The organism is Mycobacterium sp. E183, from assembly GCF_001667735.1.
Taxonomy (GTDB): Bacteria; Actinomycetota; Actinomycetes; order Mycobacteriales; family Mycobacteriaceae; genus Mycobacterium.
The window spans coordinates 1-23,617 of the sequence record NZ_LZJN01000128.1 but is presented as its reverse complement, the minus strand read 5'-3'; the positions used below and the strand labels follow the sequence as shown (position 1 = coordinate 23,617).

The window sequence follows — 23,617 nt, the reverse complement described above, 5'->3', positions numbered from 1 at the left end:
CGTTCCCCAACTCGAGCGGGTGGTCGACTCACATGCCCGATCCTTCATGCCCACCAACGCGCCGAGTGCCGTCGCGGCCTCGCGTGCCGCTCAGCTGTTCGACCAGACGCCGAGCAACAACTTCGTTTACGTTGTGCTGGAACGCAATCAACGGCTGACCCCACGCGACCGGCAGTTCTATGAGGCGCTGGCCGCGGCGCTGGGCTCCGAGCGGCGGCACGTCTATGCGGTGACGGACCTGTGGTCACAGCCCGCGACGGCCGCCGGTGCGCAGAGCTCCGACGGGCGAGCCGTCAGCGTCATGGTCCGGCTGGCCGGAATGCTGGGCACGGCGCAGGCGCGCGATTCGGTGAACGCTGTCCGCGCCACCATCCAGAAGCTCGCGCCGCCGGCCGGCCTCGAAGCCCATGTCACCGGACCAGGCGCCACCATCGTCGACGAATTCTCCGCGATCGATCGACAGATGCTCGGAATCACCGCCGCCACCATCGGTCTCATCCTGCTCTTGCTGTTGATGGTGTACCGATCCCCGATCGCGGCCGGAATTCCGCTGATCTCCGTCGGGCTCGCCCTGGCCTTGGCCCGCGCCGTCGTCGCCGCCCTGGGCCAGTCCAATGTGGTTGAAGTATCGTTGTTTTCGGTTGCGCTCATGGCGGCCATGACGCTGGGTGCGGGCACCGACTACGCCATCTTTCTGGTTGGCCGCTACCACGAGGCGCGCCGCGGCGGCGTCGCACCGACCGAGGCGTTGACGCAGGCCTACCGTTCCATCGCCCCCGTCGTGATCGGGTCGGCGCTGACCGTGTCGGTGGCGCTGGCGTGCCTGGTGTTCGCCAATGTCGGGTCGTTCCGGAGCGCCGGATTGCCCTGCGCCATCGGCATTGTGGTGACTATGGTCGCGGCGCTGACGCTGACGCCCGCACTCATGAGCCTCGCCATCCGGCGGGGCTACCTCGAACCTCGCCCGTCAAGGACGGCGCGACGCTGGCGGCGCGTCGGCACGGCGGTCGCGCGCTGGCCGGGGCCGATCCTGGCCACCGCGGGCGGGTTAACCCTCTTGATTGCCCTACCGCTGGGCGGATTCCGGGTCGGCTTCAACGAACCCGCCGCCACGCCGTCGTCGACCGACTCCAACCGCGGCTACGTCAGTGCCGACCGACATTTCGCCGCCAATGCGCTGTTGCCCGATGTCATCGCGATCCAGGCCGACCACGACCTGCGCAACCCGGCCGGCCTGATAGCCATCGAGCGAATCACGCGCCACATCATGGCCGTACCGGGCGTGCGCGCGGTGCAATCCGCCAGCCGGCCCGACGGCAAGGTTCCCGAACAGGCAACGTTGACCTATCAGGCGGGCGTGCTCGGGCGTCAGTTCGGGGACACCGTCGACTCGCTGGCCCAACGCCTGAAGCGGGTCTCCGAACTGGACGGCGCGCTGGCGCGGACGCAGCTTGCCATCGACGGCCTCGGAAATGGACTACGCGGTGGCAGTGCGGGATTGGCCGACATGTCCGGTGCCGCCGAAGACATGCGCGCCGGTATGGACGGGCTGCAGCGCAACGTCACGACCGTGTCCGGCTATCTCGACCCGTTGCGGGACTTCGTCGGGCGGACCCCCGACTGTGCGGGCAATCCCATCTGCTCGACGGTCGATCGAGTGCTTCAGCCGGTCGACAGCCTGGTGCAGACCTCGGCACGCCTGGACGCGGGCACCGCGAAGTTGACCAGCGGCTCCAACACGGCCGCCGCTGCGATGGCCAGCCTGCCCCAGAGCGTCGCGTCGATGAAAGCCGCTTTGGCGCAGGCACGTTCGGCTACCCATGACCTGCTGAGCCTGTCGGACACCCTCGGACCGCAAATGCGACAGTTGACCGACTACCTGGACGAGATCGCGACCCAGTTTCAGGGCAGTGCGGCGGCGGACTTCTACCTGCCGCAACGGGCGTTGACGGATCCGCGCTACACCGCCGCGTTGAGCCACCTGCTCTCCGAAAACGGCTGCGCGGCTTACCTACTCGTCTATGGCGAAGGCTCGGAGTGGGGCGGTGACGGCGCCGAGCGGGCGGACCTGGTCCGCGCCGCCATCAAAGAGGCCACCAAGGAAGGCACCCTGACGCCGGTGGAGGTCGACCTTGCCGGCGTCGGCCCGGTGACTGCCGACCTGCAGCGCTTCGTCGCAGCCGACACCAAGCTGCTAGTCGGCGCCGCGCTGGTCCTCATCTTCTTGATCGTCACGGCGATGCTGCGCAGCCCAGTCGCGGGATTGGTCGTCGTCGGGACGGTCGTCACCTCGTACGCGTCGGCGGTCGGGGCCAGCGTGCTGATCTGGCAACACCTGCTCCACCACGATCTGCACTGGGCCGTCGCCCCGATCGCGTTCATCGCGCTGATCGCCGTCGGCGCGGACTACAACCTCCTCCTGGCGCTGCGCATCAAACACGAAGCGTCTGCGGGCCTCAAGACCGGCATCATCCGCGCATTCGGTGGCACGGGCGGGGTGGTCACCGTGGCCGGCATCGTCTTCGGGCTGACGATGCTGGCATTGCTCAGCAGCAGCGTGCTCAGCATCGCTCAAATCGGCAGCACCATCGCGGTCGGGCTGTTGCTGGACACCCTGGTCGTGCGCGCGTTCGTCGTGCCGTCCATCGTTGCGCTGCTGGGCCGTTGGTTCTGGTGGCCGCGCGGGCTACCTCGCCGGGTCGGCGTTGGGGTGAAAACGCCGTTGCGGCGGCCGCTTACGGCCGCTACTGCTGCAGCGCGGTAGCCGGCATCCCGACCAGCACACCTTCGACGTCGCCGTCGGCGCCCACCATCAGACCGCGCCCCGGCGGCAGCGCTTGGGCCCGGACCATCCGGTTGATCCGGTTCTGCGGGTCGTTGTCCATGTAGAGCTGCGCGACCTTTGCCGAGTTCTGGAACCTCATCCACGGATCCATCTGCAGCGTCGCCCAGTTCGCGCTGTTGCGGGTGGTGAACACGTGCAGCCCGATCTGCCGGGCACGTTCCATCAGCTTCCACAGCGCCGCCCCCACCGGCGGTTTGGGCGGGTAACTCTGATCGGGACGCAGGTCTTGGACATCGTCGATCAGCACGAAATGCCGTGGCCCCTCCCAGGGCTTGAGCGCACGCAGCTCTTCCTGGCTCAGTCCCTTGGGGGGCAGCCGGGGCAGCAGGACCTGTTGTGCGAGCGCCGTGATCACCTCATCGATCTCGTCTTGGTCATAGGCATACGCCCGCACATACCCCGGTCCGCTCAAATCCCGCAGACCGTGCGGTGCCGTCTTCGGATCGATCAGCGTCAGCTGCGCCTCCTCCGGGCTGAACCGGCTCATGACCGCCTCGCCGATGGAAACCAGCGACAGCGTCTTCCCGCAGCCCTGCCGGCCCAGGATCATCAGCCCTGGGCTCTCCCGCAGCTTGAGCGGAACTGGGCCCAGTTCATGGCGCTCGCCGATCGCGAAAGCGATGGACAGGTCGTCACCGCTCGGATGCGCGGCGGCGTACTCGAGAATCGCCCGCAACTCCACCCGCTGCGGAAGCCGCTGCAGCGTCGCGTGTTTCGTCACGCCCGCCACATCGGCGATCCGCGCGCCGACGTCGACGATGCTCACCAGCGCGCCGGTCGCGGGGTCGGAGAGCGCCGGTACCCCGACGCGCAACTCGTGCAGGCTGTCGGTCAGTCCGAAGCCCGGACGATTCAGCGTCCGCCGCGCGGCGTCCCGCGACTCGAGGGACGAATGCCCCATCTGGCTCTCGCTCGGGTCGGCCAGCCGCAATTGGATTCGCGCCGTGGCGTTTTGCAACAGGCTCTGCCGCTGGCCGTGGATCCAGCCGCCGGCGCTGCACATCACGTGCACGCCGTACTCGGGACCGCGGCTGCTCAGCGAGATGATCCGATCGCCCAGGATGGTGTCTTTCGAGTAGACGTCGTCATAGTCATCGACCACCACGAAGACGTCGCCGAACGGGTCGTTGGGGTCGGTGCCGCCCAGGCCGTCGCTCCCCGGCCCGAACCGGCGCTCCCTGAAGCCGTCGAGGTCGATCCTCAGCCGCCGGAACGAGTCCTCGCGCGCGTCGATCAGGGCGTCCATGCTGCTCAAGATCCGCTCGATGCCCTCGGCGTCCTTCGGTGACACGATGTCGGTGACGTGCGGGAGCGAGGCCACCTGCGCCAGGGTCGCACCGCCGATGCAGAAGAACGTGACGCGCGCCGGGGTGTACATCGTTGCCGCCGAGGACATCAGCGTCATCAGGGTGGTCGTCTTACCGCGCTGCTTGGCCCCCACCACAATGACGTTGCTGCGCAGCGCATCGACGGCGTGGACCACCTGCTTGGACTCTTCCGGGATGTCCATCACGCCCACCGGGAACATCAGCCCCGGGTTCTCGCCGTAGTCGACATGCCACGGCTTGCCCCGGTAGGCGGCCACCAGGGTATCGATGGGCTCGGGGTCCTCCAGCGGCTCCAGCCACGGCCGCCGCGGTGACCGGTGTGGGACCTGATGCAGCGACTCCCGCAGCACGTCGACGATCTTCTTTCTCTTGAAACCGTCGTCGTGGTAGAGGAATTCGTCGGGTTCGGCGTCGACGGCGGCGGCCGCTTGGAGCGCCGCTGCGTCCGATTCCTCAAGCGGCTGATACAGCCAGTTGTAGAGCCGGGGCTTGGTCAACGTCATGTCGACCGTGGTCGACACCTCCTTGGCCTTCGGCACCACGAAGGGCGCCGAGAGGTAGAAGCACCGGAACGGTTCCAGGTCTCGCGGCCCCACCTTCAGTAGCGCGAAGCCGTTTTCCTTCGACGGCAGGTGGTAGGCGGCGTCCGACCCGATCACCTCGCGGCTGTCGTCGCCGGACTCCGCGCGCAGCGCGATACGGAACGCGATATTGGACTTGACTTTCTGCAGCGACGACAGGTCCAGGCGCTGCCCGCCCAACATGAAGAACACGTTGGCGCCGCGGCCCTCCTGCCCGATGTGGATGATCAGGTTGATCCACTTCTCGTGGTTGGCGAAGAGTTCCAGGTATTCGTCGACGATGACGAGCAGGACGGGCACCGGGGGGAGATCGCGACCGGCGAGCCGGATCTCCTCGTAGTCGTTGGCGTCGCGGGCACCCACCGAGGTGAACAACTCATAGCGCTGCTTGATCTCGCCGTCGATGACGCGGCGCATCCGCTCGGCCAGATGCCGCTCGTCCTTACCGAGATTCGACAGGGCGGCGACCACATGCGGGATGCCCAGGATGTCCTGGGCCGCCGATTCGAACTTCATGTCGACGAAGATGACGTTGAACGTCTCCGGGGAGTGCGTCAGCGCGATGCCGTACACCAGCGAGAGGAAGAACTCCGACTTGCCCGAGCCACTGGTGCCGATGACCACGGAGTGAAAACCGAAGCCGCCGAAGTCCTTCGCGCGAATGATGATGTTCTGCAGCTCGCCGGTGGGCTTGGCGCCGACCGGGATTTCGCACCACCGCTCGTCGCCGCGGCCGCGCCGCTCGGCCCACAACCGGTCGACGTCCAGCTCGCGGGGGTCGATGATGCCCAGCCCGCGCAGCAACTCCGCGGCGCCGCCGGCCGAATCGGCGATCTCGCTACGGCTCGTCGGTGACCACCGCGCCATCGCCCGCGCATACCGGTAGGCGCGGTGAATCGACAGCTGGTCGGCGTGGGCGAAGAATTTGTCGCGCACCCGCAGCAGGGGCGCCGGGCGTCCGTCTTCGCCGTCGGCGTCGAATCCGTTGCGGCCGAATCTGACTTCGCCGTTGGCGGTTGGGCCGTGCCGCTCGGTCATCTCGAAGACCTGGTCCTGGGCGAATCCCACCCCGGTGCCCACCCGTGATGCGATGCGCAGCAGGGTGATGCCCGCCTTGCCGACCTGACCGACCACGCTCTCCCACGCGTCGGGGCTGCCGGTGTTGTCGTCGACGATCACCAGGTGCGGACCCAGATCCACTGTGGTGGAGCCGGTTTCGAGGGCCGATCCCATCGCGGTCGGACTGGCCGCCGCCATCGGCGTCCACGCGCCGCGCTTACCTTTCATGTGCAGCTCTGCGCCGAGGGTTTCCTCCAGCTCTTCAGGGGTGGCGAACACCAGGCGCCGAAAGCCGCATGCGTCGAACAGCTCGTCGTGCAGGTTGTGCGGCAGCCACACCATCCACGACCACACTTCCGGATTACGGGTGACGACCATCAATTTCAGGTCGCGCGGGTTGTGGAACACGGCCAGCGAGCACAGCACGGACCGCAGCAGCGAGCGCATTCGGTCGAGGTCTTCGCCCACGAAGCTGAAGCCCGGCGCCGACCGCAGGTTGACCACCTTGGCGATGTCGCGAATCTTGCGCTGTTCCAGGATGAAATCGCGCAGCGCCTGTCCGGTGACGGGTTCGAGTTCCTCATCGGAGGCGATGTCGGGCCAGGTGACCGACAGCACCGAGTCGGGTGCGTGCTGCACACCGGTGCCGAGCCGCACCTCCAGGAAGTCCGTGTCACCACGACCGCGTTCCCACATCCGCGGGCCGCCAATGATCGCTCCGAGCCCGCGAGGATCCGAGTGCACCGCGTTCTGCCATTCGCGCTGCGCGCAGACCGCGCTTTGGATCTCGTCGCGGTTGCTGTCGAGGTCGCGCAGGTAGCGGCGGCGGCCCTTTTCCATTTCGCCCCAAGTGATCTTGCGCGCGCGCCCGAACCGCCCGGAGAACGCCAGCATGCTGAACGCGCCGATGCCCATCAACGGGAAGAACCCGGTGGACAGGCTTCGCACCCCGGAGACGTAGAGCATGACGATGGTGCCGATGAGCGCGACGATCAGGGCCGGCACCCCGATCATCACCCAGATGTTGCGCGGCTCGCGCTCCGGCAGGGCGATCGGCGCATTCGGTGCTACCCGAACGGGTTTGGGCGGTTCGATCTTGACCCGGTTGATGGGAAACGCTTTCTTGGACATCCCCTAACCTCCCACCTTCGCCGACGTCGTCACGACAGCGGCCTTGCCGAGCGCCGGCACGGTGTCGCGCGCCACGAGCGCGGCCTCCCGCGACAATTCCGGGCCCGCAGCAAAAGTGCGCAGCAACGGCCACGGCGCCTGCACCGCCGAGGCCGGATCGAGCCCGAGCGCACGCATCGTGTCGTCGTTGGCGGCGATGCCGAACCGCACGCCGTTGTCGGACACCCAGAACATCGATTCCCGGGAATCCGACGTGATCACCCCGCTCGTCGAGGTGACGAAGTTCGCCGCTCCCGGCAGCACCAGGACCTGGTTGGCGACCACGGATGCCGGGTCGCGGTCGTCGCGCACCAGGTGCACGATCCGGTCGTCCAGGTAGGAGTACACCGGAAGCCCCCGCCCGTTGTAGATCACGACGCGGGCCTGCGGATCCGTCGAGCCCTTCTCCCAACCGACGCACGTGGTCGGATTAGCCTCAGTGTCAACGAAATTCAGGCGCTTGGTCGGGTAGTAGTCGACGGGCAGGGAATTCACCTGCGGGATGTTGACCAGCACGTCGGGGGTCACCACCCGGGGTGCCGTGGCCCCGTAGGAGTTGGCGCTGCGGAGCAGATCGGCGACGAAGCTCGTGATCTTCTGCACCCCGTCGGGCAACAGCACATAGAACTGCTTGCCCCCGCCGGCGGTTTGGGCCTGCAACACCGCGCCCACCTGTGATCCCGAAACCCAGGTCGACGGCGTGCCCCCCTGGGGGACGTCGGGGACCCGCAGTGGCTCGGTCGCGGGCAGCCCGTCGTACAGGGCGCGCGAAATCTCCACCGGTGACGTCACTCCAGGGTCCAGCCCCAAGCTTAGGGTGATCGCCCTGCTGGCCGGATCGACCTGTGAGCGTTTTCCGCCCCAGATCACGTACGTATTGCCCTCGAACGTCGCGAGCACACCGGCATCCTCGGCCATCGGCGCCGCGCGGTCGCCCCCGTTGAGCGGGCCCGCGATGGACGTGACGACCGGCTTCTCCCCGCTGCGCGGGCGGCCGGCCGTGTCGCACACGGCCCACGCCGAAATCGCCCCGCGGTTCACCGGCATCGCCGCCGGGGCGCCGGGGATACCGATCAGCGGGCCCGTCGGATACTTCGCGATCTCGCTGCGCTTGACCCACGTCGGTGGGTTCGCCGTGCCGGTGGCCAGCCGTGCGGATGTCAGGTTCAGGGCCGGGTAGAGCCGGCCGTCGATGCGGGCGTAGACGGCGCCGGAGTCGCGGTCGCCGATGATCGCCGATTGACCCACGGCGCCAGTAGGTTTCAGGACGTTCAGGAGGAGCATCCACCCGGAGGCGATGGCCACCAACAGGATCGACAACATCAACGCGGCGGTCTGCTTCCGGTCGTCGTGCTTCATGCGCACCGAGAACCGGGTGGTCGCCGCCCGCAATCGTCGGTTGTAGAACAGATGACCGGAATTCTGGTCGCGGTTCGACAAGCTCAGCGGCATGCTCAGTACCCCTTGGGTGCTCGGCGAGGATCGGCCTGCTGAATCCGATCGGCCAGGTTCGACGCGTCGGCGGAGACGCCGTAGCGGCCCATCGCATAGTTGATGAACGCGCACGCCTGCGCCACGAGATTGTGGATGTCGCGGGACGTTCCCGGCTCGTGATAGGCCGCGAAGGTTGGCCCGATGAACTGCCAGGCGCCCTTGCTCGGCGTGCCCCGCGCGGCGTTGGAGTCCCAGTCGTTGACCGCGCCGGCGTTGTAGTTGGACTCGCGGCGTGCCACCAGATCCATGCCGCGCTCCCAGCGGGCGCGCGCCGCAGGGTCGTGGATGCCCTTGATATCCAAGGCTTTGCGGATCGCCGCGACCACCGCCGGTCGTCCGCCGCCCTGCTCGCCTCGCATTGTTGTCCGCCTTTGTCGGTAGCGCAGCCGCCTTATTCGAAGGGCCAGCAGCCGAGCCCGTCGGCGGGTGTTCAGGATGTGCCGGTGCTGGGTGCGCAGCCTGGCCGCCATGCGGGCCATCGCCTCGCGGCGGGCCAGCGGGGTATCTGCGGGTGACGTCGTGTCGGCCATCGCGTCGTCCAGGACTCGCCGCGTCGCCGTTCGTGCGTCACCGTGGCCGGCACGCGCCGTCGCGAGGATTCGCGCGAGCATGCGGTCGGTGCCGGCGGATCGGCGCAATTCATCCATTGCGCTTGCCGACCGTTTCGCCGCGGCGGTGGGAAGACCGTCGGTCCTGAATTCGACTTGTTCGTATGCGCCGGCGACCGGAGCGGCGACGAGTTCGCGCGCGAACAAGCCGTGGCCACGAGCCAACGCCGTCACCGCCTGCATCGTCAGCGGATCAGTCAACGACTGCCCCACCCTGGTCCCCTTTGCGTCCATCCGTCCTGGACACCCGAGCTACTCCCACACCCTCTGGCCGCGGAAAACCCGTGTCAATAGCATGCACGAATCCGCGGTTCCGCTGTCAATAACGAGTGACCCGAACTCGCTTGATTACGTAGCGACACTACTGGCGGACGCATGCCCCAACCACTCACCTCCGGGCGGAGTGGGAATGGCGCTGCAGCCGCGGGCTATTCCTTCGGCTCGTCCTCGGCGGGCATGATCACGATTCGCCGATTGGGCCGGTTGGTGACGACGGTGGGTTTTTCCTCGCCCGGCTTGGGACCGGGAGCGCTGGGTGGCATCGTCAGGCGACCCTTGACCGGCTGGCCGTTAGGGACGCCCGGGGCCGAGATGCGCTTCTCGGGCGGCTTGTCTTTGTTGCCGCCTTCGCCGTGCCCGCCCATCGCGCCGGGGGGCATCATCCCCATGCCACCCATGCCGGTCTGCCCGGACATCGTCGGCGCGGCACTGACCGGTGGCGTGGGGACGGCCTTCGCGGCCCCGGCCGGAGTCGTCGGCGGGGAGGAACTCGGCACGGGAGGCGGACCCAGCGAGCTGGCCGGGGTTGTGCCCCCACCGCCACCGAGACCCGCGCCCCCACCGCCCAACCCCGCGCCGCCGCCGGCTCCGGCGCCTGGGCCGACGCTGTCAACCAGATGTGACTCGTCGGCGAGGCCGGCACCGTGAGCGCCGCCCTGAACCGCGCTCATCAGCGGCTGGAGCGCACTCTGGCCGGCCTGCATCGCCTGTTGCGGCAGCTGCGTCAACGGGCCCATGATGCCGCCGACCGCGCCACCGAGTGCTCCCGTGATGCTTTGCAGCATCTGTTGCATCATCTGCGGGGCTTGCTGGCCCACGTTTTGCATCTGCTGCTGGGATTCAGCTTCGTTGGCGGGGAATTTCGCGGCGGCGTCGGCGGCGCGTGCACGGCGGTCCGCGTCCGCGGCTGCCGCGTCGGCGGCGTCTTTTGGTACGCCGCCGTTGGCGGCGGTTTCGAGAACTCCTCGCCACCCGTCGGTCGGGCTGGTTCCACCTGCGGACACCGGGAAGGGCATTGGCGTCGGCGCTTCGGGCGCACCGGACAACCCGCCCAGGATCCACGGGGAGCTCTTGACGGTGCCATCGCCTCCGGTCATGCCTACACCTCCCCAGAACCCACGACCGCTTTGTGTGCGCTCACACACTCGCGATCGGCTACCTAATCAGTTTGGCATAGCTGCCTACATTCGCTATTCACTCTGCAATTCGCGAATCGCGCACTGCCCTAGATGCTGGTTACGGCGAACCACGCCATGTGATAGTTCGCGAGATACTGATGCCCATCTATCAGGGCCTCGATAGCCGCCAACAGCATCCAGTCTGCGACCGCCGCCGCGTCGTGATCCGGATACGCCGAGAGAACCGAATCCTGTATCTCGACAATGCACCTGCGTAAAAGCTCAGTTTCGCTGTCGAGCACGCCGGTATTCCGGACCGCCGGCGCAGCGATAGCCTGCGCAATTCGCGGAAGACCATCGCGGCGACGCACAGCTTCCACGAGGGCTGGTCCGAGTTCGTCTACCTGCGGCGCGGCCGAGCGGGCTGGTCGGTCCCCGGTCAACGTGGGTGCGTCGGGGTCCGCTTCGGCAACGTAGGTGTTGTGTTCATGGGCTGCGGCGACCACGACGGCTCCGAGTAAGTCGACGGCGCTGGCATCGTGACGGCGTGCTGCAGGCTCGAGCAGGGTCACATGGGCCGGCAGCCGAACATGCGGCGGTATCCATCCGCCGGCGAGGTCGTTGACTAGCAGACTCGTGGTGCCGTCATCACGCAGACCGGCCGCCCACGAGATTCGCGGCTCCTGGCGCGCTACCGCATCGACGAGGCGTTGCAACCGCTGCTGCTCGGCCGCCCTATTCGAGACCGCACCTGCCGTGGCACCGGTCGCGGCTGACATCGCGGATGCGCCCACCATGCTGGACGAATTTGCACCCGCGTGCCCGGCGGCGGTCGCGGCCGCTCCACGTTCCACTGGCGAAACCAGCGGCCCACCCGCCGACGGGGAGGATGCGGCCGACGGGGCGACCGGCGCGCCGGAGACCGGCCCCGTCGGGACGGAAGGCATCGCCGGAGGCGCGGCGGCCGTCGGTCGCAGGTCGGAGCCATACGCGGGCAACGAGCCAGCCGGGATGCTCGGGCCACCAGATACCGGCGCTGCCGATCCCGACCATGAGCCCCCCGTGACGACGGGCGCAACTGGCGCAGCTCCTCCGGTGGTGGGCGGCGCCGGGGCGGCAGGCGGAGGCGTGTCAACCGGCGTGCCCGTTGGGACGAAAACTCCGGCGCTGGGTGCCGTCGGTGCGGCAGGCGGCGTCCCCGCCGGCGGACCGGCCTGCGGCGGTGGCTCCATCGCGTTTATCGCTCCCGCCGACAAGCCTTGTGCGCCCGCACCTGCCGGTTGACCCGTGGCCATTCCGGATGCAAACGATTGCGCCAAGTTGGGCGAGGCGCCTTGGCCCAAGCCGGCGGACGACATGCTCACAGGGCTCGCGGGTGCAGTAGGCGTCGCAGGACTTATTGATCCACCGCCGCCGGGTACGTGGACTCCAGGCGGCAGCGCGCCGCCGGCACCTGGAATACCCGAATACTCAGCGCCACCGACTCGCGGTCCAGTAGTCGTGCCCCCACCAGAATGCGGTTGGCTGCCATGCAGTCCAGCCGCATTGACCCGGGGGGCTGGAGTCGATGCGTTCTGCTCGGCTTGCGGTACACCAGTATTCAGTCCGGCGCCGCCGACTCGCGGTTCCCCCGACGGAGATCCTGCACCTGGCTTTAAATCCTCACCAGTGATAGAGCGTGGCGGTTGAACATTGTCGGTGTTGAATCCATTTTCACGCGCCCACGTCCTTGCGTCACCACCAATGCCTTCAGCGTCGAGAATTTTTTGAGTCGCCGTCATGAGTTTGTCGCCCGCCGTCATGCTCGCGTTCACGGCATCTCCGTTGCAACGTAACTGAACGGCTTGTACCTCCACGACCTGCTCGGGCAGAGGCTTTTTTGATGCAAGAATTTGATCGATCTCGCGATTTCCGGCATTCGCTATGTCGGTCAATCTGCTTCGTAGGTAATCGATTGCGTCAGCGCCCGAGTTGAAGGCTGCCGACTTCGCCTGGTACTTCTCGGCGAGATCCATATGAAATTTTTCGCCTTGCTGGTATCTGGATATGAGGTCGTCCGCTGTGTGCCCCTGATTACTTGCCGCAATCATCATCCACTGACTGCGGAGGCCCTGCGAGAAGAACTGCTGCTCCGCGCACGCTTGGCTCCAATGCTGAGCGCCCGCGCGTAAACCGGCCGACGATGCTGGCCACCATGGCCCAATCAGAGCCATGGTCCACTTACCAGGTGGAAGGTCAAGCCCCACTGCATACCTGTTTCATGACCGCGTCCTTCGCGTTGACGTCGTCAACTGCGGCTTGCCACTCAGCGTCGTTTGCGACTTCGTTGCTGCTCTTCGCCGTTGCAGTCAGGTATGCAGCAGCTAATGTGCGAGCGGCATCGCGGTGTTTGGCGTCAAGCGCAGGACTAGCCGCTGCATTATCTAGCATCACCGCACTGTTGGTTGTTGCTATGCGTGCCAATGCTTTGTCGGTGCCCGCCGTGTCAACCTGCACAGCGTGTGCTGCCAATCTATATGTGACGCAGAGCTCTTGCTGAGCCGCCGAAATCTCCGCTGCGCTGTAGGTGTGCGCCGCAGCGGTGGTCACCGACGAGCGCGTATCCGTGGGACGTGTAAGGGCAACGATCAGAGCGCCAACCGCTACGGCAGCGGTCAGCGCTAAGGCGATCGCCTGCCATGGGAATGAGCGTGACCCTGGCTGCGCCCAATTACTCGGTCGCCAATTTCTCCCATATGGGTGGGCAGTCGGTCCATCAGCAGTACCCCCGGGCCCGTTTCCCACCATGGGTCCTCCTCGCAGTCGCTAAGAGTTAGAGACTCTGCCAGGTGTATCTCCTGGCTCAATACTGAAGCAGAGGAGTGCCAGACAGCAATTCACCGCGAATCGCCGCTTCATAGCTCTGCCAGAACTTAGGGCGGCTTCGCGGGCCGTCGGATGGCGTGTTGACGGCAGGTCACCCGCCGCACAACTTTTTCATCGCTCCATCGGCGGCATTGACGTCGGCGATCGCCGCCTGCCATGCCGGATCGCCGCTGCCGTTCACAACGCTGCCAACAGCTGTCAGGTCGCGGTACGTGCGAGCGAGTGCTAAGGCGGCGGTACGGTCATCCGGCTTCAGGGCGGGAGCGGCCGCTGCCGTTTCGAGCATTGCTGCCCCGTTCACCGTGGCTATGCGGGCGAGCGCGACGCCGCCGCCGTTGGATTCGATTTGCACCGCCCGCGCAGCACGCGAGTACGCGTCGCACATTTGTTTTTGAGCAGCAGCAGCGTCAGCCGATGTATACGTAGGTGCAGTCGAAGCCGTTGATGCCGGGGCGGGAGTCGTCGGTCTCATGATGGCCACGGCTAGCGCAGCTACGGCGGCTGAGAGCGCGACCGCGGCCAATACGATCGCCGGCCATGCACGTGACCGTTGCGTGCGTTGAATCGCGTGCGGCGGTTGCCACTGAAGGTGTTGTCCCCCGGGTAGCTTCCCGCCAAAGTTAGGAGTTAGATCCCCTGCCATACGCCCTCCTTACAGCATCGGCGCGCCGCGCCAGGGCTCGTGCTGCCGCCTAGATGTCAATTTTGCCACTTAACAACAACCGCATGAGGTTGCCGGTAATCGCCAGAACCCGTGTAAGCGTAGACTCTCGCCGCCCCTAGCCCTGAGATCTTTAACTGCACGGCCAGAACCCGGCCTTGATAGGTTCGTTAATCTCATCTTGTCCCCCTGGTGGACGATTTTGCTTGCGCCGCAAGATGTCTAGAGATAATCGCTCTTGATGTCGAGGCGGGCGCCCAGTGCGTTGGCGTCCCCACCGTCGTTCGAGACCTCGCCCAGTCAAGCTAGTCGAGCCAGCGGTTCTTGAGTCGGCGCGCGAATCAGCTCCCGCAAACCCTCTTCATCGCAGCATCTTTCGCGTTGACATCGTCAACTGTTGATCGCCAAGTCGGATCGTCGCGCTGCAGTTGGCTTCCCACCGTGGTGGCGTTCGTATACGCGGCGGCAAGCGTTAGGGCCGCGGATTGATCGCTTGATAACAGCGCAGGAGCCGACGCCACAGCTTGTTGAAGCATTAGTGCCGCGTTGACCGTGGCGACGCCCGCCAAGTCGGGATTGTCACCGTTGGTGTCGATTTGGACCGGGCGGTGGCCGCAGCGCGACATCACGCTGTCCGCGGCAGTTTCTCAGCTGGCTTCATCCTTGATGAGATGCCGAAAACCAGACTCGCATTACAAGTTGGTGCCATCGCCGTACACGCCATGCCTGGAATCTCATGTGCCGCCGCAAATTCTTTGCATAGCGGCGTCCTTCGCGTTGGCGTCGCTAAGCGCTGCTTGCCAAGCGGGGTCGTCGCTTCCCGTCGCCAAGCTCGATTGGGCTGCAACATTGCTGTACGACTCAGCCAGCGCAAGGGCGGCATTGCGATCGGCGGGTGCGATCGCAGGGTTCGCGTTCACCGCCTCTTCGAGCATCACCGCCCCGTTCACGGTCGATATACCCGCGCGCTCCGGGCTTTTGCCGTTTGTGTCGATTTGGACGGCACGACCTGCCAGCTTGTAGGCATCACACAGCTTCTGGTGCGCAGTGGCAGTTTGCTCCGCGGTGTATGCGGATGTCGTTGTCGTGGCGGAGGTTGCAGCAGATGTGTCGCTTGTGGGCCGTGTCATCGCGACGACCAGCGCGCCGACGCTAAGGAGAGCGGCAATCGAGGCCAGAACGATTGCTGGCCAAGTATGTTGTCGTCTTATGGGTTGGGGGGGATAACCCGGTTGCCATTGAGCATGGGGTGGCCCCACAGTTGGCTCCCCACGGAAGCTGTGAGGCAGATCCCCCATGTTGCACCCGTCCTAGCGTCGCCCCAATTGGCGTCCAGATCTCCTTGAATTATCCATACGCATTACCAGCCCTGCTAAAACGCCACATCTCAGAGTAGAGAGGAGGCTTCCGTCATCGCGATCTCTACGACCATGGATCTCTCGAAAACTACGCCATCTGCTGGGCGGCACCGATCTAGCTTTACTCCTCAACCTTGCGACGCATACGGCCTCACGCTCGGCCGCACGGCATCCATATCGCCGGCATTCTGCTGGTCCATGCTGGTGAACCCCTTGGCAGCGTGATGGGCTTTGGAACCAACATCGGTCAGGGTCTGCTGGTGGCCTTGCAAGTTCTGCACGTGCTGTCCATGCGCAGCCGTGACCGCCTCGTGGAATGCATCGGCGGCGGCGAAGTCACCGAACATCCCCGACGCCAGCGGCCCTCGCGCGAGCTGGTCGGCTCCCTCTTGCGCATGCCCGCCGGCGCGGTGCGATTCGTTGCCCCCGGAGTGCAAAAGATCGGTGTCGACGAACACTGCCACCCCTTCCGATCCACGCGGCGATCCCCGCGCCGCTACTGACCAGGCTAAATATGCCGCGGGCAGCGGTCAATTCACGTTGGGTCCCCGAGCCGCTACAACGCGGTCGCGCCGTCAGCCAAGCCGTCCCCATCGCTGTCGGTCAGCCGCACGTTCCACTTGCCGTCGCCGTCGGTGTCGACGTATTCGGTCGCGCCGCCCTCGCCGGCGCACAGCACCCGGTCCGCCAGCCCATCGCCGTCGCTATCGAACAGCCGGTCATCCGCGCCGCCGTGGCCGTCGAAGTCGACCAGCGGGCCATCGGTGTGCTCGACACCGTCGAGGCCGAACCACCGCAGTTGCCGACCCTGTTCGGTGGCGACACCCCACGTCCCCGATCCGTCGTCGGTGAAGTACGCCTCGGGAGAGCCGTCGTTGTCGAGGTCGAGCACCGCGTGATCGGCGATGCCGTCACCATCGAGGTCCACGAAGGCGTCGTCGCGCAACCCATCGCCGTCGAAGTCCAGCCCGAAAGCGTCGAACCGGCCGTCGCCATCAAGGTCGAGGTCGAGGTCGTGCTGCCAAATAGAAGCGGTGCCGTCGTCGCCTGCCATGCAGTAATCCATGCACGATCCGACGCGCGATCACCGCTACGGGTTCCCCTGCGAGCGCCACCAGCTCAGCAGTTCCGCGGTCGCCTCCTCGACCGTCAACGGACCGCGCTCCAACCGCAGCTCTTTCAAGAAGCGCCACGCCTCACCGACTTGCGGGCCCGCGGGAATGCCGAGCAACTCCATGATCTGGTTGCCGTCGAGGTCGGGCCGCACGCGCGCCAAATCCTCCTGCGCGGCCAGCTCGACGATCCGCGCCTCCAGCCGGTCATAGCTGGCTTGCAGCCGCGCGGCCCGGCGCTTGTTGCGCGTCGTGCAGTCGGCGCGCACCAGCTTGTGCAGCCGTGGCAATAACGGCCCGGCGTCGGTGACATAGCGGCGCACCGCGGAATCGGTCCACTTGCCCTCGCCGTAGCCGTGAAACCGCAGATGCAGATACACCAGCTGCGAGACGTCGTCGACCATCTGCTTGGAATACTTCAACGCGCGCAACCGTTTTCGGGCCATCTTGGCCCCGACTACCTCGTGGTGATGGAAACTGACGCCGCCGTTGGCCTCGTGCCGCCGGGTGGCGGGCTTGCCGATGTCGTGCAGCAGCGCGGCCCAGCGCAGCACCAGATCTGGTCCGTCGTCCTCCAGCGCGATCGCCTGACGCAGCACCGTCAACGAATGCTGGTAGACGTCCTTGTGCTGATGGTGTTCGTCGATCGCCATCTGCATGCCGCCGACCTCGGGCAGCACCACCTCCCCCATGCCGGTCTGCACCAACAGGTCGATGCCGGACACCGGGTCGTCGCCGAGCAACAGCTTGTCCAGCTCGGCGGCAACCCGCTCGGCGCTGATCCGGCCCAGCTCGGGCGCCATCTCCTCGATCGCCTCGCGCACCCGCGGGGCGACGGCAAAGCCGAGCTGCGAGACGAACCGCGCCGCGCGCAGCATCCGCAGCGGGTCGTCGCCGAAGGACACCGACGGGGCGGCCGGGGTGTCGAGCACCCGGTCGCGCAGGGCGGCCAAACCGCCCAGCGGATCGAGGAATTCACCCGGCCCCTCGGGAGTGATGCGCACGGCCATCGCGTTGACCGTGAAGTCGCGGCGCACCAAATCGTCGTCAAGCCTCGAGCCGAATTGCACCTCGGGCTTGCGCGAGACCCGGTCATAGGCGTCCGCGCGGAATGTGGTGATTTCCAGGCGATGGCCGCCCTTGCCGACGCCGACGGTGCCGAACTCGATGCCGGTGTCCCACACGTTGTCGGCCCATCGCCGCAGGATCTGTTGAACCTGCTCGGGGCGGGCGTCGGTAGTGAAGTCCAAGTCGGGACTCAGCCTGCCCAGCAGCGCATCTCGCACCGAACCGCCGACGAGGTACAACTCGTGACCCGAGCCTTCGAACGCCGAGCCGAGCTCGCGCAGCATGCCCGCATGTTGGTTCAGGGCGACCTGGGCGGCGGCAAGCAGCTGCATATCGGCGTCGGACACGTTCGATCAGCCTAGTAGGCCGGGCCGAAAAGCCCGTGTGAGGAGCCGCGCACGGGTCGCGGCCATCGTCGGCGCGCATCGGCGTTGAATTGACCGGCCGGCGCGCCGCAGTACCGTTGCGCAAGGGGAAGGGTGAAAACGGCGCGGCAATGCGGTTCTGCGATTCATGAGCAATATGTCGAGTTCTCAGCGAGTGGACTTCTTGGACGCCCGCGCCTGGCGCGCCGCGACATGGTCGGCGCCGTTTGTCGTCCAACTGGTACTGGCGCTGTTGCTTGTCGCCATGTGGCTGCTGGGCAAGTGGCCGTTCGACACGCACAGCGCGTACGCCGGTGAGCGGGCATGGATGCTGACCGCCGCTGTCCTGACGACGTTGGTGTCGCTGCTTTTCGGCGCCGCGCTCCTCAGGTCGTCATCGCAGCGGAAGCGCGGCCTTGGCGTCAGCACCATGAGCTGTTCGGTCGCCGTGCTCGCGGGCGCCGCGATATTCGCTTACCTGGTCCTGCGCTGATGACAGACAACCGATACGGCCCACTGACATTCGCAGTAGCCATCCTGCACGTCTTCGTGGTGGATCTCGTCACCTGGCTGTTCGTTCTGCCGATGTGGCCCTTGGTGGTTATCGTCCTGCCGGCAACGCTGGTGTACGTCGGCATCGGCGCCCTCGTCGCGCGGGGACCGGGAAGAATCGGGCAGATCGGCCGCGGGATGATGCTCGGCAGCCTCTCCGGGCCGCTCTCACTCCTGATCTTCATTCCCGCTTTCGCCATCGCCAACGCGATCGGCCCGATCTGACCGGACGCATTCGGTCCTGAGCCATCGCAGGTCGGCTAGCGGCGAGTATGTCCAGGGAGACTATGCCGTGCCAGCTACTATCGCTTGGGTGTCGGACGGCGAACAGGGCAAGCCACGTCGGCGCCGGGGGCGGCGGCGCGGCCGTGGCGCTGCGAGTTCGACCGAGAACCAGACGAACGGCCAAGCGCCCGCCGACTCGACGGCGACGAAGTCGCACCGATCCCGTTCGCCTCGTCGCGGGCCGGATCGGCTGCGGACCGTGCACGAAACATCTGCTGGCGGACTGGTCGTCGACGGCCTCGACGGGCCGCGCGACTCACTGGTCGCGGCACTGATCGGCCGCATCGATCGGCGTGGTCGGATGCTGTGGTCGCTGCCCAAGGGGCACATCGAAATGGGTGAGACCGCCGAGCAGACCGCGATAAGAGAGGTGGCCGAGGAAACCGGCATCCGGGGCAGCGTGCTGGCCGCCCTGGGCCGGATCGACTATTGGTTCGTCACCGACGGCCGCCGGGTGCACAAAACGGTGCACCACTATTTACTGCGCTTCTCCGGCGGCGAGCTCTCAGATGAGGACCTCGAGGTGGCCGAGGTGGCCTGGGTTCCGGTGCACGAGCTGCCGTCGAAGCTGGCCTACGCCGACGAACGGCGGCTGGCCCGGGTGGCCGACGAGCTGATCGACAAGCTCCAGACCGACGGGCCCGCCGCCCTGCCGCCGCTGCCACCCACTTCTCCGCGGCGCCGCCCGCAAACCCACTCGCGCACCCGGCACGCCGACAAACCGGCCACCGGCCGGAAGAACGGCCACGGGCCCGGGCCGTGACCACATCCCGACTCTGCTTGTTGCGCCTCGCGGCAGTGATCGGCATCGTGGCCGGCTTCGCGGTGCTCACCTGGCCCGCAATGCCGCGCGCGGCCGCCAAAGAACCCGGCGTCACGCCGTTCGTCCGGGTCCGCATCGACCAAGTCACGCCGGACGTGGTCACCACGTCGAGTCAGCCCGTCGTCACCGTCACCGGCATGGTGACGAACATCGGCGACCGCCCCGTCCGGGATGTGATGGTCCGGCTCGAACACGCGGGTGCCGTCACCGCGTCCGCGGGCTTACGGACCACCCTGGACGGCGACACGGACCAGTACCAACCGGCCGCCGACTTCCTCACGGTCGCTCCCGAACTGCAGCGCGGACAACAAGTCGGCTTCACCCTGTCGGCTCCGCTGCGCTCGCTGACCAAGCAATCGCTGGGGATCGATACGCCCGGGATCTATCCCGTCCTGGTCAACGTGAACGGCACGCCGGATTACGGCGCCCCCGCACGGCTGGACAACGCGCGGTTCCTGCTGCCCGTCGTCGGGGTGCCGCCCGATCAGGGCGGCGACTTGGGCTCCGCCGTAGCGCCCGACACCTCCAAACCCGTGTGGTTGACCATGCTGTGGCCGCTGGCCGACCGGCCCCGGCTGGCCCCCGGCGTGCCCGGCGGCACCATCCCGGTCCGCCTCGTCGACGACGACCTGGCTACCTCGTTGGCCAGCGGCGGTCGGCTGGACATTCTGCTTTCGGCGGCCGAGGTGGCCACCAGCCACGATGTCGACCCCGACGGCGCGGTCGGGCGAGCCCTGTGTCTGGCCGTCGACCCCGACCTGCTCGTCACCGTCAACGCGATGACCGCCGGCTACGTGGTGTCCGATTCACCCGACGGGCCCGCGCAGCTCCCCGGCACCCCGACCCACGCCGGCGCCGGACAGGCGGCTGCCGCCGAGTGGCTCAACCGACTCCGCGCCCTGGCGCACCGCACCTGCGTGGCGCCACTGCCCTATGCGCAAGCCGACCTCGACGCGCTGCAGCGCGTCAACGATCGTGGGCTGAGCGCCACCGCGACCACCGGCGTCAACAGCATTGTCGACCGCATCCTGGACGTGGCCTCCGTCCGCGGGGCGACGCTGCTGCCCGACGGCCCGCTGACCAACCGCGCGGTCAACCTGCTCAGCGGCAACGAAAGCACCGTCGCCATCGCCGCCGCCGAACTGTCCGCCCCGGACGGACAAGGGACCTCGGACAGCACGGTCGACACCGCGCCCCAGCGGCTGTCCCCGCAAGTCGTGCTCGCCCCGTTCGACCCGGCGGTGGGCGCGGCGCTGGCCGGGACGGGCAGCTCGCCCGCGGTGCCCACCTATCTGGATTCCTCGCTGACCGTCCGGCTCGCGCACGACTCGGTGACCGCGCGCCGCCAGGACGCCCTGGGTTCCATGTTCTGGCACGCCTTGCGGCAGGACGACGCGCCCCGTACGCAGGTCCTGGTCCCGCCGGCGACGTGGAACCTGCAGGCCGACGACGCGCACGTCATCCTGACCGCGCTGACCACCACCATCCGGTCCGGCCTGGCGATCCCCCGGCCGTTGCCTGCGGTCATCGCCGAAGCCGCGGCACGCACCGAGCCGTCCGAACAGGTGGGCGCCTACACCTCCGCGCGCGGCCGCTTCGGCGACGACGTCACCGCACTGGTCACCGGGCAGGTCGGCCGGCTCTGGGGCCTGACGTCCGCCCTGACTACCGACGAACGCACCGGCCTGACGGGCATCCAATACACCGCCCCGTTGCGCGAAGACATGCTGCGCGCGCTGAGCGAATCCCAGCCCCCCGACACCCGCAACGGCATGGCCCAGCAGCGCCTGGCCGTCGTCGGCAAGACCATCAATGACCTGTTCGGCGCGGTCACGATCGTCAACCCGGGCGGCTCCTACACCCTGGCCACCGAGCACAGCCCGCTGCCGCTGGCGCTGCACAACGGCCTGGCCGTCCCGATCCGGGTCCGGCTGCAGGTCGACGCCCCGCCAGGCATGACGGTCACCGACGTCGGACAGATCGAGCTGCCGCCCGGTTACCTGCCGCTGCGGGTGCCGATCGAAGTGAACTTCACCCAGCGGGTCGCCATCGACGTGTCGCTGCGGACCCCGGACGGCCTGCGGCTTGGCGACCCGGTGCGCCTGTCGGTGCACTCCAACGCCTACGGCAAGGTGCTGTTCGCGATCACCATGACGGCCGCGGCCGTGCTGGTGCTGTTGGCGGGACGCCGCCTGTGGCACCGCTTCCGCGGCCAACCCGACCCCGCCGACCTGGACCGGCCCGACCCGCCCGGTGCCCGATCCGCGGGGTTCGACGACGAGGCCGATGACCGGGTCGAGCAAGAGCACCGCGTATGAAGCCCGCCCACCGGCAGGCCGCAGCACCGCAATCCCACCGCCTGCCAGAGCCGCCGCGGCGTCCGCACAATCCGGGCTCGCCGCCCACGGGTCCCCTGCCGCCGGTCCCCGCGGGGATTGACCGCCGACGGCCCGAACTCTCCGATTCCGCCCTGGTGTCGCGGTCGTGGGCGATGGCCTTCGCCACGCTGGTCAGCCGGCTCACGGGTTTCGCCCGGGTCGTACTTCTGGCGGCGATCCTGGGCGCCGCGCTGTCCAGTGCGTTCTCGGTGGCCAACCAGCTGCCCAACCTGGTCGCCGCGCTCGTCCTCGAGGCGACCTTCACCGCCATCTTCGTGCCGGTGCTGGCCCGCGCCGAGCAGAGCGACCCCGACGGGGGCGCGGCGTTCGTACGCCGCCTGGTCACGCTGACCACTGCGCTGCTGGTGTTGGCGACGGCCTTGTCGGTGCTCGCCGCGCCGCTGCTGGTCCGGTTGATGCTGGGCCGGGCTCCGCAGGTCAACGAGCCGCTGACGACCGCGTTCGCCTACCTGCTGCTCCCCCAGGTGCTCGCCTACGGCCTCACGTCGGTGTTCATGGCGATCCTGAACACCCGCAACGTGTTCGGCCCAACGGCGTGGGCGCCGGTCGTCAACAACGTCGTCGCGCTCGCGACCTTGGCGGGGTATGCGGCCGTCCCCGGTGAGCTGTCGGTCGACCCCGTGCGGATGGGCAACACCAAGCTGCTGGTCCTCGGCATCGGCACCACCCTGGGGGTGTTCGCGCAGACCGCGGTGCTGCTGGTCGCGTTGCGCCGCGAACGCGTGGACCTGCGTCCCCTCTGGGGAATCGACGAGCGGCTCAAGCGCTTCGGCACCATGGCCGCCGCGATGGTGCTCTACGTGCTGATCAGCCAGCTCGGCCTGGTGGTCGGTAACCAGATCGCCAGCACGGCGGCGGCGTCGGGCCCCGCGATCTACAACTACACCTGGCTGGTCCTGATGCTGCCGTTCGGCATGATCGGCGTCACGGTGCTGACGGTGGTGATGCCGCGGCTGAGCCGCAACGCCGCCGCCGACGACACCAAGGCCGTGCTGGCCGACCTGTCGCTGGCCACCCGCCTGACGTTGATCACGCTGATCCCGATCGTCGCGGTGATGACCGTCGGCGGCCCGGCGATCGGCAGCGCCCTGTTCGCCTACGGTCACTTCGGCGGGGTCGACGCCGGATACCTCGGCGCCGCGATCGCGCTGTCGGCATTCACGCTGATCCCCTACGGTCTGGTGCTGCTGCAGCTGCGGGTCTTCTACGCGCGCGAGCAACCCTGGACGCCGATCGTCATCATCCTCGTCATCACGGCCGTCAAGATCGTCGGATCCGTGCTGGCGCCGCGCCTGACCGATGACCCCAAGCTGGTGGCCGGTTACCTGGGGCTGGCCAACGGCATCGGCTTTCTGGCGGGCGCGATCATCGGCTACCTGCTGTTGCGGCACACCCTGCTGCCTGCGGGCGGCCAGTTGATCGGCAAAGGCGAGCAGCGCACCATCCTGGTCACGATCACCGCCTCGATGCTGGCCGGTTTGGTGGCCCATGTGGCCGACCGGCTGTCGGGGCTCGGCGCGCTGACCGCGCAGGGCGGCGGCGCGGGGTCACTGCTGCGGCTGCTGATCCTGGCGGCGATCATGCTGCCGATCATGGCCGCGGTCATGCTTGGCGCCCGTGTCCCGGAGGCGCAGGCGGCGCTGGACG

At 67.4% G+C, this 23,617-nt stretch carries 17 protein-coding genes; 6 read left to right on the top strand and 11 right to left on the bottom strand.

The features are described 5' to 3' along the window. Window positions 1-2,764 (top strand): RND family transporter (locus A5691_RS13020; RefSeq protein ID WP_068266629.1); only part of this gene is annotated, 2,764 nt, incomplete at its 5' end. Here the strand turns inward: A5691_RS13020 and eccCa are convergent. The 11 genes from eccCa to A5691_RS12975 form a co-directional block, all read right to left on the bottom strand. Further along, complete coding sequence (gene eccCa / locus A5691_RS13015) at window positions 2,745-6,944, bottom strand: type VII secretion protein EccCa (RefSeq protein ID WP_068018274.1); 4,200 nt, start codon at window positions 6,942-6,944, stop codon at window positions 2,745-2,747. The genes A5691_RS13020 and eccCa overlap by 20 nt on opposite strands. A gap of 3 nt (window positions 6,945-6,947) precedes the next feature. Beyond that, on the bottom strand, window positions 6,948-8,435 hold the full coding sequence (gene eccB, locus A5691_RS13010; RefSeq protein WP_067753178.1) for a type VII secretion protein EccB: 1,488 nt from the start codon (window positions 8,433-8,435) through the stop codon (window positions 6,948-6,950). Window positions 8,436-8,437: 2 nt separating this feature from the next. Beyond that, entirely contained in the window at window positions 8,438-9,268 is an 831-nt protein-coding gene (locus A5691_RS13005; protein ID WP_068018278.1) for a transglycosylase, read from the bottom strand. A 245-nt stretch (window positions 9,269-9,513) separates the two neighbouring features. Next, window positions 9,514-10,461, bottom strand: a complete 948-nt coding sequence (locus A5691_RS13000) for a hypothetical protein (protein ID WP_369830457.1) — start codon at window positions 10,459-10,461, stop codon at window positions 9,514-9,516. Between the two features lie 128 nt (window positions 10,462-10,589). Next, window positions 10,590-12,728: a DUF5631 domain-containing protein gene (locus A5691_RS27345; protein ID WP_156675520.1), complete on the bottom strand. Its 2,139-nt coding sequence runs from the start codon at window positions 12,726-12,728 to the stop codon at window positions 10,590-10,592. After that, window positions 12,718-13,269 carry a hypothetical protein gene (locus tag A5691_RS27340; protein WP_082950293.1) on the bottom strand — a complete coding sequence of 184 codons (552 nt, stop codon included), beginning with the start codon at window positions 13,267-13,269 and terminating at the stop codon, window positions 12,718-12,720. The genes A5691_RS27345 and A5691_RS27340 overlap by 11 nt, the downstream gene beginning before the upstream one ends. A 169-nt stretch (window positions 13,270-13,438) precedes the next feature. Further along, window positions 13,439-13,699 carry a hypothetical protein gene (locus A5691_RS28625; RefSeq protein ID WP_231982301.1) on the bottom strand — a complete coding sequence of 87 codons (261 nt, stop codon included), beginning with the start codon at window positions 13,697-13,699 and terminating at the stop codon, window positions 13,439-13,441. A 1,043-nt stretch (window positions 13,700-14,742) separates the two neighbouring features. After that, window positions 14,743-15,306 carry a hypothetical protein gene (locus A5691_RS27330; protein WP_082950292.1) on the bottom strand — a complete coding sequence of 188 codons (564 nt, stop codon included), beginning with the start codon at window positions 15,304-15,306 and terminating at the stop codon, window positions 14,743-14,745. Window positions 15,307-15,494: 188 nt separating this feature from the next. Next, the gene (locus A5691_RS12985; RefSeq protein WP_068015312.1) at window positions 15,495-15,824 is read right to left on the bottom strand and encodes a DUF2563 family protein; all 330 of its coding nucleotides are present in this window, start codon (window positions 15,822-15,824) and stop codon (window positions 15,495-15,497) included. 98 nt (window positions 15,825-15,922) lie between these two features. Beyond that, on the bottom strand, window positions 15,923-16,432 hold the full coding sequence (locus A5691_RS12980) for a pullulanase (protein WP_068015308.1): 510 nt from the start codon (window positions 16,430-16,432) through the stop codon (window positions 15,923-15,925). A gap of 24 nt (window positions 16,433-16,456) precedes the next feature. Further along, a complete protein-coding gene (locus A5691_RS12975) occupies window positions 16,457-17,878 on the bottom strand; it encodes a CCA tRNA nucleotidyltransferase (protein WP_156670063.1) in 1,422 nt (473 codons plus the stop codon). A 283-nt stretch (window positions 17,879-18,161) separates the two neighbouring features. Between A5691_RS12975 and A5691_RS12970 the strand changes: the two genes are divergently transcribed. The 5 genes from A5691_RS12970 to A5691_RS12950 form a co-directional block, all read left to right on the top strand. Beyond that, window positions 18,162-18,404: a hypothetical protein gene (locus A5691_RS12970; protein WP_067753230.1), complete on the top strand. Its 243-nt coding sequence runs from the start codon at window positions 18,162-18,164 to the stop codon at window positions 18,402-18,404. A gap of 56 nt (window positions 18,405-18,460) precedes the next feature. After that, window positions 18,461-18,688: a hypothetical protein gene (locus tag A5691_RS12965; RefSeq protein WP_082950295.1), complete on the top strand. Its 228-nt coding sequence runs from the start codon at window positions 18,461-18,463 to the stop codon at window positions 18,686-18,688. 88 nt (window positions 18,689-18,776) lie between these two features. Then, window positions 18,777-19,511 carry an NUDIX hydrolase gene (locus tag A5691_RS12960; protein ID WP_067753215.1) on the top strand — a complete coding sequence of 245 codons (735 nt, stop codon included), beginning with the start codon at window positions 18,777-18,779 and terminating at the stop codon, window positions 19,509-19,511. Next, window positions 19,508-21,889, top strand: a complete 2,382-nt coding sequence (locus A5691_RS12955; RefSeq protein WP_068015302.1) for a hypothetical protein — start codon at window positions 19,508-19,510, stop codon at window positions 21,887-21,889. Before A5691_RS12960 ends, A5691_RS12955 begins: the two co-directional genes overlap by 4 nt. After that, on the top strand, window positions 21,886-23,617 hold a 1,732-nt coding region (locus A5691_RS12950), incomplete at its 3' end, for a lipid II flippase MurJ (protein WP_231968847.1). The genes A5691_RS12955 and A5691_RS12950, both read left to right, overlap by 4 nt.

Excerpts from the sequence above, each read along its gene's own strand:
- eccCa (WP_068018274.1), bottom strand. The coding sequence starts at position 6,944 with ATGTCCAAGAAAGCGTTTCCCATCAACCGGGTCAAGATCGAACCGCCC.
- eccB (WP_067753178.1), bottom strand. The coding sequence starts at position 8,435 with ATGCCGCTGAGCTTGTCGAACCGCGACCAGAATTCCGGTCATCTGTTC.
- A5691_RS13005 (WP_068018278.1), bottom strand. The coding sequence starts at position 9,268 with ATGCAGGCGGTGACGGCGTTGGCTCGTGGCCACGGCTTGTTCGCGCGC.
- A5691_RS13000 (WP_369830457.1), bottom strand. The coding sequence starts at position 10,461 with ATGACCGGAGGCGATGGCACCGTCAAGAGCTCCCCGTGGATCCTGGGC.
- A5691_RS27340 (WP_082950293.1), bottom strand. The coding sequence starts at position 13,269 with ATGGTGGGAAACGGGCCCGGGGGTACTGCTGATGGACCGACTGCCCAC.
- A5691_RS27330 (WP_082950292.1), bottom strand. The coding sequence starts at position 15,306 with ATGGGGGATCTGCCTCACAGCTTCCGTGGGGAGCCAACTGTGGGGCCA.
- A5691_RS12980 (WP_068015308.1), bottom strand. The coding sequence starts at position 16,432 with ATGGATTACTGCATGGCAGGCGACGACGGCACCGCTTCTATTTGGCAG.
- A5691_RS12975 (WP_156670063.1), bottom strand. The coding sequence starts at position 17,878 with ATGCAGCTGCTTGCCGCCGCCCAGGTCGCCCTGAACCAACATGCGGGC.